Origin of the sequence: Undibacterium sp. CCC3.4 (assembly GCF_034347425.1) — a bacterium.
Taxonomy (GTDB): domain Bacteria; phylum Pseudomonadota; class Gammaproteobacteria; order Burkholderiales; family Burkholderiaceae_D; genus Undibacterium.
On the sequence record NZ_CP133779.1, the window covers coordinates 3,615,363 to 3,629,018 of the forward strand.

A 13,656-nucleotide genomic window follows, 5' to 3' on the forward strand; every position below is an offset into this window, starting at 1 on the left:
CTGTCCGCCGCCACGCAAAGGAATTCACCATGAAGCAGCCTGCATTATTGACACGTTTGCCGCAGATCTTGTTCGGCGCATTCGCGCTCTCTTCGCTGCTGACGCCGCTGGCAGCCCATGCCCAAGTCGCCTTGGGGGATCAGCCGCTGTTTACCTCGATCGCCGTGCCGGGCAACTTGCTGCTCTCGCTGTCGGTAGAATATCCGACGGCGCTGAGCTGGGCCTATCCCTACAATACCAATCCGTATAGCCCGGCGACCAATTATCTCGGTTATTTCGATCCCGCCAAATGCTACACCTATCAAGCTGTGGTGACGGCGCCGGAAACTCCGTATTTTCAATCTTATTCAGCGGCCACTAGCCACGCCTGCACCACCACCAGAACTGTCTCGCTGTGGAGTGGTAACTGGCTCAATTGGGCTGGCATGCAAACCATCGACACTTTCCGCTGGGCTTTGACGGGCGGTTTTCGCTCCACCGACACAGCCTCGACCACGGTACTCGAACGTGCTTGGGCTTCGGGGCAGGGTGGTTCGGGCGAAACACCGACCAAAACCATTCCTAAGTCGGGCAACCCGGCCAGCGATGTCTCGGGTGCGACGCCATTTACTTGGGCCAGCGTGACTTCGCGTGTCTGGGGCGCGGGCAATCAAATTTGGGTTTCGAATATCTCGGCCGGCTCGCTCGATAGCGTCAACGCCGCCGGTACCACGGCGTATTCCGGCCAAAGTTCACTCAGCACAACGAATCCGGCCAACACCAACGCGACCTATGCACTCAACGTGCGCGTGCGGGTGTGTGACACGACTGTCAATCTCGAAGCCAACTGTATCAGCTATGGCAACGGTGCCAAACCGGAAGGCTTGATGCAACAGTATGCGCAGAAGATGCGTTATGCCGCCTTCGGCTACCTCAATGACGGTTCTATTAACCGCGATGGCGGCGTTTTGCGCGCTAATATGAAATACATTGCGCCGACCCAGCCGGTACCGGGGGCACCGAGCATCAGCAACACCATGGCCGAGTGGAGTGCCACCGATGGCACTTTTATCGCTAATCCCAACCCGACGGATGCCACCAATTCTGCTGTTACCAAGAGTGGGGTCATGAATTACCTCAATCAATTCGGACAAGCGGCACATACCTATAAAATTTACGATCCGGTCAGCGAACTGTTTTACGCCGGCATACGCTATTTTAAAAATCTCGGCAATGTCACTGCCTACACCAGTGGTGCGACAGCGGCAATGATCGATGGCTTCCCTGTCATTACTGCATGGAATGACCCGATTTTGTACTCATGCCAGAAAAACTTCATCGTTGGTATTGGTGACGTCAATACCCATGCCGATGCAAACTTACCTGGAAGTACGCTGACCTCCAGTTATGAAAGGATCGCCGATAAGCCGGTCGACACCACGGTCAATGTGCAAACGGCGACCGCCATGGTTGGCACTTTGGAAGGCATTACGACGACCGCGTTGAGAGGCGATAACGCGACCAATTTCATCGCCGGCTTGGCCTATGATTCGCATGTCAAAGACATGCGTCCGAATGATTTCCCCAACAGCGACGGTACTACCCCGAAAACTTTAATACAGACCGTCTCGACCTACTGGATCGACGTGCTGGAAAATCAAAACTATTCGAATAATAATCAGTATTATCTGGCAGCGAAATACGGCGGCTTCATCATCCCCAGTGGGTTTCAGCCGTATGCAAGCAGCAATGCTAAAAACTTGCTGACGATAGGCGGCGGCACCACGCCCTTGACCACCACCATGTGGCATACCAATACCGATACCCTAGGCAGTAATAGTCGCCCGGATAACTACTTCAGTGGTGGTCAAGCCGATAAAATGGTTGCCGGATTAACTAACGCCTTTGCCAGTATCGCCAGTAATATTTCCGGCTCGACCACGGCGTTTTCGACTGTTTCCACCAAGCTGACCGCCGCCAATAATATCAGTTACGCGTCCGAATACAGCTCCTCTAACTGGACCGGCAATCTTTTGGCCAGCACGATTACCTACGACAGTTCCGGTAATGCCAGCAGTGTTACCAACTGGTTTGCACAGAGTTTGTTAACCTCAACGTCGACACGAAAAATTGTGACTTGCTGCACCACAGCCGGTGCCGCCTTTCCATTTCAAGCCAGTAATTTGTTGAATTCCAACCCGAGCAACTACGCGACCTTTGCCACGGTTCCCGGCGTGCCGACTGCCTCGCAATCGTCGCCTAATTATCTGGCTTATTTACGTGGCAGCCAAACTTTGGAAATCGGTCAAACCAATGGAGTTTACCGCACGCGTGCCGCATTGCTTGGCGATATAGTCGGCTCTAAGGTGGCAGCGGTCGGCCCACCTGATAGCGGCTTTTCAGAAAGTGCCAACCCTGGTTACAAAGCGTTCAAGACCTTGTATGCCAATCGCAAGACCGTTGCCTATGTTGGTGCCAATGACGGTATGTTGCATGCTTTCGATGGTTCGCTCGCCGGTGGCACGGAAATGTTTGCGTATATTCCCAGCTTTCTTTACGGTAGCAGTACCAGCGCACCGCTCACTGGCTTGGCGTCGCTCGGCAGCAGCAGCTTCGTCCATCATTATTTCGTCGATGGTTTACAACAAGCCTTTGATATCGATCTCAATGCCACTTACCAAAGCAGCGACAGCAGCGCGGCGTGGAGTTCGGTACTCATAGGCGGACTGGGCAAGGGCGGCAAAGGCTATTATGCGATCGATGTTACCGATCCTGCCAGTTGGACCACTGAAACCGTACTTTCTGGTAAAGTATTGTGGGAATTTACCGATAGCCGCATGGGCTATTCGTATGGCCCGCCGGTGGTGGTGAAAACCAAGAAATACGGCTGGACCGTGATCTTCACCTCGGGCTATAACAACAGCGATGGCAATGGCTACCTGTTTTTCGTCAACCCCAAAACCGGCGTATTGCTCGAAGCCGTCGCCACCGGCACCGGCAGTGCCACTAACCAAACTGGCCTGACCTATGCGACGGCCTTCGTTAATAATTTCAGTGACAGCACGGCCGATGCGATCTACGCCGGCGATTTGCTGGGCAATGTATGGCGTGTTGACCTGACCACCAGCACGGGCACCTATGCGGCACCGACTCAACTTGCCGTACTCAAGGATAGCAGAGGTAATGTACAACCGGTAACGACGCGCCCCTTGATTGAAGTTCAACCGGGTGCCTTCAAGCGCTATGTCTTGATCGGCACCGGGCGTTTGCTGGCAAGCCAAGATATTGCCAGCCCGAATATCCAAAGCTTTTATGCCATCGCTGATGGTAACGCCACGAAATTTTACACGACGACCACCTTACCAAGCGGTGTAGTTTTCCCGATTCAACGCAGTAATATGGTGGCCAATACCAATCTGTTAAGCGGCATAGGCACGGCACCGGCGAATCCTATGGGCTGGTACTATGACCTCGGTGTCAGCAGCGGTAACGGCGTGGCCGAACGCATTATTATCAACCCTACCAGCACCAATGGCTTCGTGGCATTTGCTTCGACCACGCCGAACGGCGATGTCTGTAACCCATCCGGTACCGGCGCAGTCTATGCAGTCAATTTCGCGACCGGCATCACTGCCTTGGTCGATGCGACCGGACGCTCAGTCGTGTCAGTGGCCTCATCGGTGATCAGTAACATTCAGTTTTACAATGTTGCCGGCCATCTGAGGCTGCAAATCGGCACTCAGAGTGTCGGCAACGGTTCCGGCTTACCAGCACCAACCACGGTGCAATCTGTTACGGAAGCACCGGTTAATTTTAGATCAGTCAACTGGCGTGAATTACCAACTGCGGATTGATCGCTACCTGCATGTGTAGTCTGTTTCGATATCAAAAACCCGGCAATTTTGTGTGCCTGACAAAATTGCCGCGTCTGAACAGCCGACTGCTGGCATGTGTCCTTACCCTGGCAGTGCACGCTGGTGTGATTATTTGTGCGCTCGACGCCAAGCTAACGGATCAGCCTACGCGCGAAAATCTGTCGGCCCGTCCCATGACCGTGTATGTTGGCTTTGGCAATGCCCGACCAGCCAAGCTGAGTACGCTTAATAATGCGCCAACAGCTTTGCCACAGCCGCCGCAGCCTGGTCTTAGCCATCGTGGTGCCGGAGAACTCGGCGCAGCCGTACCGATGTTCCTCACCAAACCAAGGGCAGTCGGGGGCAATGAGCAAGCCTTGGCCTCATTTTTACCGTCGAATCAAATGGATTGGTCGGCCATGCCGGTGTCAGAACCGGATTTCGCGGCGCTCACCGATCTGGTCGACTCACCATCGCCCTTGAAGGCGCGCATCTATGTCGATCAGAATGGTCAAGTCATACGCGTGCTGTTTTTACGCACCAACGGCTTGCGGCCGGGCAGTCTTGATCAGATCGAGGGGATATTGAAAGCCACGCGCTTCATTCCAGCTCGCCTCAACGGCAAGGACAGTGCCTCTTACCTCGACTTGGAATTGCATGTGGCTGAAGTGGAGGGCAGTGGGCTACCTTGAACATCCTTGGTCGGTTTGAAACAAAGCGACTGCATTTTTCGGAAAGCTTGGCCTAGGATCGGTATTTTCAGAAAATTCTTACAGAAATAACTTACTGAACTTTTTTCGGCCCAGCTATGATGAAGCCACAGGGGGAGCGACATCACAGAGAGGAGTTTCAATATGAAGCAACTACCCGAACACCGTCGGCTTGAGTTTCAACGCATCTTGGAAAATCTAGGACTGGGGCATGCCAGTTTGTACATTGATGCAGACGAATTGGACCGACAAGAAGCGATCGACACCAATGTACTCACTTCACTGCAAGCCTTTGAGCTAATCGTGCCATCGCTGTGGGACCCGGCCATGGATGCCGCCGACAACAGCGACGATACCTTATACAAAGTGGTGCGCTCGTATCCCAGTGCTTTCGGCCTCGACGACGAGCCGAGTACCGAGCAAGTGCGCTCGGCCATCATCACCATGCTCAGAGACAGCGCCGATCTGACTTTCTCTTTGGTCTATCTGGCCGACGATGACAACGAAGCGGCCCACTTGTATTGGCCGGAGTACGGTGAAACCTTGCAAGATTACTGGGTGTGGCTGGTACGTGGCAGCGAATTGCCGCATGGTCCAACTTGGGCATTAATCGACCGACAACAAACCGACGGCGCGTATCACTACGGTTACTGGTAAGGATAAACGGCGTGCACTGTTGCCATGCAATTTATCCCCTTGCGCGTGGCAATGTGTGACCAACTCCGAATCAACAGCTTACGTAAGATGCTTAATTTCATCCAAGTGATCGCCATTTTCAGCATCTTTTGCCCCCTGTGTAGGTACACCTTCAATTTCGCATAATTTATATTATGTTAAACGACGACCCAAGTTGTAGATGTTCATAATTGCTTTGATTGGCTGTATTGAGCGCCCCCTCTGGAAACGAATATCTAAAGTCCTCCCTGTTCATAACTGAAAAGAAAGCTTATTTATAGATCTAGCCCTTTTGTTACGGTTTAAACCCTAGTATCCTAGCGGCTTTGCGCTGCTGGGTCACAAGTTGCCATACATCGTTCAAACCGTTCGTTTCGAATCTGGAGAGCAAATGCCTCTCCTTTGTTGGTCGGACTCCGCGCAACCAGTTTTACTTCCTTTGATTTACTTGATGCTGCGCCGGCGTCATAAATCTGTAAACACGATCCGCCGCGACGTTTCAGTTCTTAAATGGCTATACGAATGGGCAGAAATGTCGCTTGGCTTAAATATTGATGCCCAAATTTTTGCAGGCCGCATTGAAAAAATCTCAGGACACCTCGACCAATTTGCCTATTGGCTTAGGTCAGGCCGTGTTGCCCTAAATGTTGTCGGCCGAATTGGCCGGTCCGAGCCTGCAGATTGGCTACATCCAAGAACTTATAACGAATACCTTGCAAGCCTCAGGCACTTCCTTTTGTGGGCTGCTGAAAGATACCCGAGTCAGTCAGAAACAGAATCGAGCTTGCGTCAGCAAATAGCCGACATCAAAAATAAAATCCACTGGAAATTTGAAGCCTTGACCTTGGGTGGTAAGACTGAAGTCGATGTCAAAGGCCTTGACTCTAGCCAAGTCGAGCGAGTCAAATCATTAATGTTTTTTAATGCCCCAGGCAATCCATTCCGCAATACCGCCAGGCTTCGCAACTGGATTGTCGTCAACGTTCTGCTCGAAACAGGCATGCGCCGCGGCGAGCTCTTGAAGCTGAAAACTACGGACCTTCACGAGATCGATGGAAAATTCTATTTGGTGATACGGCGCGAACCCGATGACCCGACCGACAGTCGAGCAGTTCAGCCAGCACAAAAAACTCTTTCGCGCACTGTCAGTATTAGTACGGCACTATTTTCCGATATCGAGCAGTACATATTGACTGCGCGCCGGCCGACCAGAAACAAGCGCCGCATAGTGCTCAAACATCAGTTCCTACTAACATCTGAGCGTGGAACACCACTTTCCTTGTCGGCAGTGAACTATTTATTTGATGTAGTGCATGCCCATCTATTTCGGCAGTCAGATGTTCCTTTCCACCCGCACATCCTCAGAAATACGTTCTGCAATAACTATTTGGAATGGCGCGTGGACGACAACGGTGCGGTTCTTGACTCCGCTCTGGATGAGCTCAGACAAATCTGCGGTTGGAATTTGACCTCCAAAATGCCATTACGCTATGCCGCGAAATGGATATCCGCGCAAGCGAATGAACACAATCGGCGACGGATTAATGCAGTGTGGAATGAGATAAATCGAAAGGATCAATTTTGAAACAGCGTTTCTTTGATTTTGACAATTCACATGAAACGGAATCTCTCCCGACTGAACAGATGGCACCTAATGCTGGGCCAAAAGTTCCGAGCCGAGTGCGTATTCGAACACGTTATCACGAAGATGAAATTTTTGTAGAGACCAGCGGCGATATCTGGCAGCACAGCAGATATTGCTCTATCAAGTGGCGGAAATGTCAGTTTGATGGCCCCCTATTGGCGGTCTTCCGGCACTTTATCTGGTACCGCTTGTCGTCCTGTTCACCTAAGACTGCCGAAAGTGATTTTATTAACGTCGTTTCAATACAGGATTTCATCAACAAGTATTCTTTTCCTTGGTCCCTTTCCGCAGCTAAGGAAATTTTGACCCTGTGCACATCCAATAGATCTGCATTTTTCAGCTTTCGTCTTTTCTATCGCTGGTCGGCTTTAAAGGGCATACCAGGATTTTCGTCTGAAATCGCGTCATCGCTTGATGATCTTGCTAGCCCCTACTTTGATCCCTATTTGTCCGTAAAGTCGAGAAGCCAAGTCCTTACTCCAACCGAGGAAATTTTGCTGCTTCGCGCGATAGACGAGCTCGGCACGGATGATGATTATTTTTCATTTCAAGACAACGTTATTTCCCATCTTAGCTGGGAATTGGGATGCAGGCCCGAACAAATCGCCGGCATTGAACATGGCCACTACTCTGAAACTGTTGGACCAAATGGGTCTACGTACTACGATCTCAAAATCATTCGATTAAAACAAGGCAATTACTCTTCAAGTTATCGAAAGCGAGTAATTTCGGAACGTGTCGCCTTGAAAATAAAAAAACTGATTCTTCTAAAAGAGGCCTACTGGCAAAAGACGAGTCAACCCGAAACTCCCCTATTCCTAACAATGGCTGGCCGCCGCATCAAAACTGATACCGTGCGACTCGCTATTGCTGGTACTTTTGAATACGCTGTTGCGAAAAGCGGAACGAGCACCCTTCTACGCCATAACATGGCCCAAAAACTCGCTGATCAAGGTACTCCTGGGGACCTCATTTCAGACCTACTTGACCATACGACGAAGATAGCTGCGCGGCATTATGTGGCTGCGACGCCTGAGATAGGTCGCATAAAAACACGGGCGCTAGGGAAAAATGAAACATACAAAGAATTGATGGGTTTAATGACGGGCACCCCGATCAACAGTAAAGATGTAAAAGATGGCCACGCTGTAGTTAAAGGCGTCGTCGCCACTAGATATATAGGAAATATAGGCGCCTGCGGCCTCGATACGGACACACATTGCGACAAGAACCCAATCTACTCTTGCTATAGCTGCAGAAAATTTCATCCTTTCATTAATGGTGATCACGATGAGGTAGTGTCAGCTGTAATGGTCTAATGTTTACGGACACCTCAATAGGAGGAATAATTACCTAAACGAGGAAAATAAAGATGACTGGGAATAAAAAATACGAAGCTACTTTTAAACTTGAAGTGGCCCGGATGGTGCTGGATCAAGGCGTAGCGGTTGCTAAAATCGTGAAAGATATGGGTATTGGAGAAACCGCCGTGCGGCGCTGGGTTGAACAATATCGCGCTGAACAAGGTGGCCAGGCTGGCATAGGGAAACCACTGTCTGCCGAGCTGCAACGGATTCGCCAACTCGAACAAGAAAACCGTCTACTGCGTTCGGACAATGACCTGTTAAAAAAAGCATCGGCCTTCTTTGCACGCGAAATGAAATGATCTACGAGTTAGTCGATCATTGGCAAACGAAGGCCTCGGTAGCACAACTGTGTCGTCTCTTGGGAGCGAGCCGGTCTGGCTACTACGCAGCAAAAGCAAAGACAAAAATGACCGCAATATGTGTCACCAGCGTGCATCTGAAAGCGGAATTCGCTGCCAGTGGCCGCAGTTATGGCAGCCGTCGCCTGGTCAGTGCACTGCACGCCAAGAACATCGTCATTGGCCGCTACAAAGTACGGCGCTTAATGCGTGAAGCCCAGATCAAAACCGTCTGGAAGAGAAAATTTATCAACACGACAGATAGCAAACATGATTTACCAATAGCGAGCAATATTCTCAATAGACAGTTCAACCCAGCAGAGCCCAATCGCGCCTGGACTTCCGATATTACCTATGTCCGTACGCGTACTGGCTGGTTGTATTTGGCGGTCGTGATGGAGTTATTCTCACGAAAAATCATAGGCTGGGCAATGGGGCCAACGATGCCAGCTGAATTGGTTTGTCGGGCGCTACGGATGGCGGTTGAGGCACGTAAGCCGGCAGCGGGTTTAATTTTGCATTCCGACCGTGGCAGTCAATATGCCAGTCATGAATACCAACATTTACTCAAACAACATGGCCTTGTTTGCAGTATGAGCCGTAAAGGAAACTGCTGGGATAACGCGGCGATGGAACGCTTCTTCTTAAATTTAAAGATGGAGCGTGTCTGGCAACGCGATTACGCGAATCAAATGGAAGCCACAAAAGACATCATTGAATACATCGTAGGCTTTTATAACTGCTTACGATTGCATTCAACGCTGGGCAATTTGCCGCCCATGATTTACGAAAAAGAAATGGCAGCAAAAAAACCTATTGATGTGTCCGAAATAACTTGACCACTACAAGCCTTGAGAACTGAGATCCAGGTCATGTTGAATCAATCACACAATCTCTCGGAAAACAAAGTTGTCCTGCAACTGGAGCAGACAATTGAATTTGCAGTGCGCGTAGAAAAACTGTGTGCCAGCAAAAAAGGAGGAAAGATTGATGTTTGAACAGTTCATTGCTGAACAGCGCGCCATATTTTCCTTGCTCAGCGAGACTCCTGAGTGGAGTGGAGCGACCTGGGATACAAGCGGTTGGCTGAATACTCGCATGTCAGGAAAATCGCAACTGCTTCCATTCACGAAGCTAAATACAAAGGAAGCACTGCCCTCACCATATATAGACTTTGCAAAAGCAATCATAGTTGCTATTTTTCAAGCAAAACGCCCGAGCCATTCGGCGATCGTAGCTTATTCAATTGCCTTGCGACGCCTTTTTTGCCAGCTCGTTGATCAAGGTCTTTTTCATCCAGAGGAGCTACGTGGTGAGCATTTTTATGGCGTAATTCAGGAACTGAAAAATAGAGAATATAAAAATCTGTATGACGCGTCAAATGTCATGGCTGTGATTGCAAATTTGGTTGATAAATATAAGCTAGCTGGGGTTCCGATTGATTTCGTCAATCCGATCAAGGCTCCTTCTCCACGTCTCCGGCACGATCCAAAGAAGGAGCGCGAAGAACTCTCGACCAAACTGCCAAGCAAAGAAGCAATGGAGGCGTTTGCCTACTGCACAAATAATCCAATCAACGATCGCGAAGAAATTCTTCTACGGACAATTGATCTTCACATTGCGATTGGTTCTCGAATCAACGAAACACTTGTAATTCCTCTGGACTGCTGGGTCTCTCAGCCCCTACTTGGTGCCGATGGACAGGTGGTTACTGACGAAACAAGCGGGAAAGCGATTTACCAATTTGGCATCCGGTATTTTCCAGAAAAAGGATTTGAATATCACACGCATTGGCTGGCTGATACCGATGTCCCGCTCGCAAAGCGGGCAATTGATCGCCTTAAAGTCCTTACAAAACGAGCGCGGGACGTTGCACAGTGGCAGCATGATAATCCCGGGAGACTATGGAATGTTGAATCCCTAAAATATGTTTCACGATCATTCATCAATCGCTTTGTAGACACTTCAGAGTCGTATCATTTAGACGGAATGATGCGGCGTTTTGGAATCAAGGCAAAAGCGAATACAAGGGGAAATCCAGAATATCTTGCCGGTGAAGTGGAAGCTCAGTTTTATGAAAGGCGCCCTGATCCAGTCGTGCTTCGATCAAAAAACGGCGTACCGATTCTAAGGATGCATGAGACGTTGAGCATTGGCTTCTCGGGATATTTCAGATTTAAAGAGCGCACCAATTCAGTAAATTATTTGCTGCCGGCCGCTGTGGCCTACGCTGATATTTCCGCTGCCCTTGGCAATACCGTGGTGCAGTCTATATTTGAGCGAAGTAATCTAACTGAGGCCGACGGCAGCCGAATTGCTTTGAGGACGCATCAATCGCGCCATTGGCGAAATACACTGTATAAACTTGGCGGCATGACAGAAATTCAGCAAGCTTTGGCGATGGGCAGGAAAGACGTTACCCAAAACGCTTTTTACCAGCACGTCGCGTTGTCAACGGAATTGGCCTCCCACCGCTCTTTCGTTGAATTCACGTCATATCAAGAAAAAGTGAATTACCTCCGGTCTGGCATTGAGGACGGAAAGATTCAAGGAGCGCTGACTGACACATATAAATCATTGAAGCAGAATGATCCGGTGACAGCTCAAGAGTTCCTTGAAACTCATGCTGGTGGAGTCCACGTTACACTTTGGGGAATTTGCACCAACGATTTTTCACGCGAACCCTGTCAAAAGCACATTCAGTGTTTTGATAATTGCGGACACCTTCATAGAACAGATGACTCTCGAGAGCAAGTTAATCTGAAAAACCTATTAAAACTCAATGTCGAGATTTTGAACAAAATGATTCAAGAATGCGATGGCGACGCGGGTTCCGACAAGTGGATTGACGAGCAACGAAGGAAGATTGCCGGCATTGAAAAAGCGCTTGCTATTGGTATTACCCCAACAGAAAAGAAAATAAAGGTCTTTCCAAAATCACCCGGATGCACGCAATCTAAGATAATGATGCGCACAAGCTCCGTATAGGTAAGTATTGATGACATCGAAAACAAATAAACGCGCACGTGGAAATCTGCTTGATGAGGCGTTGGATCGAGAGTTGGCATTAATGTTGAGCGATGGCGTTGCGGTCTCCCCAATATCTATCGCTGTACTTACCGCACGACTGGGGCTTCGAAGCCGTTCGACATTACACACGACTCAGCGTAAGGAAAAAATACACGCGGCAATTGCGCGGCAGCGCACATTGAATTCAGTTGGTACTGAAATAGCGATCAGGCGCAAGTCACTTGAAGAGAAAATAGAAGTTCTCGAACGTGAAAACGTTGAGCTGCGGGCCAAGGTGAACAACAATCTTGAACTGATGTGTCGTATAGTGGCTAACGCTACGGCCAAAGGATGGGATGTTGACTTTCTATTGCAACCGCTAGCAAAGAGCCGGCGCGAGTTGATCGGGTGAGCTGTCTGGAATTCAGAATCCAAGGACGCCTTTCCAAGTCAAGCGATCGTGACTCTAGCTGCATAATTCTGACCAATTGATACAGGTGCCGGACAGCACTGATCGGATAAAAAGTAGCTATTTTTTCTTTATTTGGAGGAAATGTATTGCCACAATAGACAATGGATCACTTAGCCAGCAAAGCAGAAACCCTCTTTTTCAGCTCCGGTAATGCCTAACAACTTATTACGTGGCACCTTTTTCCAATCCAATTACCCTACCCCGGCTGCCCCATGTCCACTTGGCAAATCAATTCCAGCCAACCGACTCGACGAAACGAGTCGGTCGACGCCGTAGCGGTGCCGCTGAAGTGGGCGCACGATGCACAGACTGGCGAACCGCGATATATTCACGATCCCGAGGTTGTCCAAAGCCAATGTAAATGCACCTGCCCGGCTTGCAACCTCGCGCTAACTCCAGTAATGGCGGGCCAGCCCTTGCGAACACGGCCCACAGCACATTTTCGACATCCTGCTGGCGCACAGAAAGATGACTGCTCCTTAGTCGCGGCACGCCTTGCCGCCACGCGACACTTGCTAGAGATGGGCATCATCGAGCTTCCACGCCGGAGAATGTCGCGCACGGCCACCGGCTTCAGCGGCAAGGGCTATGAAGTCTGGGTTGAGGTACCAGCCGAGCGCATCACGGTTGTCGGCGCGGCATTGCGCGACTACGCGACGGCATTGCTGACGCTCGACGATGGTCGGGAGCTGTTGGTCGACCTGACTGGCCTACACGAGCCGGGAAGCGATGGCCTCGGACGAGCCATTGTCACACTGTCGCTTTCTGACCCGACCATCGCGATGCTTGAACCGGAGGAGATTCGCGCCCGACTGCGAATCCTTCCAGACATCCGGTGGTGTGCCCACTGGAACGATCAAGCACTGACCGTAAAGGGCGATGCAGCCGCCGCGCAGGCCTCGCGGGATGCCCTAGATGGTTGGCAGGACTCCGATGAAGCGGAATTCCGCGCGCATCTGCCAGTCGACGTAGACGCTACGACGATGCAACGCTGGCGGCGCGAGACTCTGCTCCATCGCGAAGTCAAAGCCATTCTTGAGCAAACTTCGTCAATTACGACGCCCGGCTTGGAAATCGAGGTCAATCGCGCCCCTCCTGAAGAGTTCGGGAGTGATTGGGAAGAGAACACAATTCGCAAGTCCTGGATGACACCCTCCCGCGACTTAAAGTTGGATGAGATACGACTGGAGCGGCGCTTGGGCACTATCGTGCCCGACGTGATCGGCACCCTTGGTGGACGTCAGATCTACTCCCACGGCAGCACCATGACGATGGTCGACGGAGAGTTTGAAGAGGATGTTGAGGATAACTACAGTCAAGCCTGGCCGCTGACTTTATTAATCGAAGTCACTGTTACCCATGGCATTGATGAGGAAAAGCTACGCTGCATCCGCGAACTCGATCTGCCGGTACCCCCATCTGTCAGACTACTTGTCGTGTAACTTTTTAAATTGAACCGATCTCATTGAAGTCTGTTTGTTTGTGTTTTTCGCATTATCTATCCAGCTTTTTCCGGCGTAGGCAGTCGGGGTTTTATGGGTGGAGCGCAGCGGAACCCATTCCCTCAAGACGTTAAGGTTTGCTTTTTGATTTTGAAGTTATACGGC

The 13,656-nt window shown here is 50.3% G+C and carries 9 protein-coding genes; all 9 read left to right on the plus strand.

The annotated features are described in order from the left end of the window. Nucleotides 1–29 precede the first annotated feature (29 nt). The 9 genes from RHM61_RS16245 to RHM61_RS16285 all read left to right on the plus strand — a co-directional run bounded on the left by RHM61_RS16245 (nucleotide 30) and on the right by RHM61_RS16285 (nucleotide 13,491). Nucleotides 30–3,833, plus strand: a complete 3,804-nt coding sequence (locus RHM61_RS16245; protein WP_322248335.1) for a pilus assembly protein — start codon at nucleotides 30–32, stop codon at nucleotides 3,831–3,833. 50 nt (nucleotides 3,834–3,883) lie between these two features. Beyond that, nucleotides 3,884–4,525 (plus strand): hypothetical protein, encoded by a 642-nt coding sequence (locus RHM61_RS16250; RefSeq protein WP_322248336.1) that lies wholly within the window; start codon nucleotides 3,884–3,886, stop codon nucleotides 4,523–4,525. Nucleotides 4,526–4,687: 162 nt separating this feature from the next. Continuing rightward, a complete protein-coding gene (locus RHM61_RS16255) occupies nucleotides 4,688–5,200 on the plus strand; it encodes a hypothetical protein (protein ID WP_322248337.1) in 513 nt (170 codons plus the stop codon). A gap of 409 nt (nucleotides 5,201–5,609) precedes the next feature. Further along, complete coding sequence (locus tag RHM61_RS16260; RefSeq protein WP_322248338.1) at nucleotides 5,610–6,803, plus strand: site-specific integrase; 1,194 nt, start codon at nucleotides 5,610–5,612, stop codon at nucleotides 6,801–6,803. Next, nucleotides 6,800–8,182, plus strand: coding sequence for a tyrosine-type recombinase/integrase (locus RHM61_RS16265; RefSeq protein ID WP_322248339.1), 1,383 nt, complete (start codon nucleotides 6,800–6,802; stop codon nucleotides 8,180–8,182). The genes RHM61_RS16260 and RHM61_RS16265 overlap by 4 nt, the downstream gene beginning before the upstream one ends. A 53-nt stretch (nucleotides 8,183–8,235) precedes the next feature. Beyond that, a protein-coding gene (locus RHM61_RS16270; protein WP_322247403.1) for an IS3 family transposase occupies nucleotides 8,236–9,407 on the plus strand; the annotation gives its coding sequence in 2 pieces (ribosomal slippage) (nucleotides 8,236–8,500 and nucleotides 8,500–9,407; 1,173 coding nt in all). Between the two features lie 151 nt (nucleotides 9,408–9,558). Next, nucleotides 9,559–11,556 carry a hypothetical protein gene (locus RHM61_RS16275; RefSeq protein WP_322248340.1) on the plus strand — a complete coding sequence of 666 codons (1,998 nt, stop codon included), beginning with the start codon at nucleotides 9,559–9,561 and terminating at the stop codon, nucleotides 11,554–11,556. A 10-nt stretch (nucleotides 11,557–11,566) separates the two neighbouring features. Beyond that, on the plus strand, nucleotides 11,567–11,989 hold the full coding sequence (locus RHM61_RS16280) for a hypothetical protein (RefSeq protein ID WP_322248341.1): 423 nt from the start codon (nucleotides 11,567–11,569) through the stop codon (nucleotides 11,987–11,989). A gap of 581 nt (nucleotides 11,990–12,570) precedes the next feature. Further along, a complete protein-coding gene (locus RHM61_RS16285) occupies nucleotides 12,571–13,491 on the plus strand; it encodes a hypothetical protein (RefSeq protein ID WP_322248342.1) in 921 nt (306 codons plus the stop codon). Nucleotides 13,492–13,656: the final 165 nt, after the last annotated feature.

Bases quoted from the DNA above. Each gene is read 5' to 3' on its own strand.
- RHM61_RS16280 (WP_322248341.1), top strand. From the start codon at position 11,567: ATGACATCGAAAACAAATAAACGCGCACGTGGAAATCTGCTTGATGAG.
- RHM61_RS16245 (WP_322248335.1), top strand. From the start codon at position 30: ATGAAGCAGCCTGCATTATTGACACGTTTGCCGCAGATCTTGTTCGGC.
- RHM61_RS16255 (WP_322248337.1), top strand. From the start codon at position 4,688: ATGAAGCAACTACCCGAACACCGTCGGCTTGAGTTTCAACGCATCTTG.
- RHM61_RS16275 (WP_322248340.1), top strand. From the start codon at position 9,559: ATGTTTGAACAGTTCATTGCTGAACAGCGCGCCATATTTTCCTTGCTC.
- RHM61_RS16260 (WP_322248338.1), top strand. From the start codon at position 5,610: ATGCCTCTCCTTTGTTGGTCGGACTCCGCGCAACCAGTTTTACTTCCT.
- RHM61_RS16285 (WP_322248342.1), top strand. From the start codon at position 12,571: ATGGGCATCATCGAGCTTCCACGCCGGAGAATGTCGCGCACGGCCACC.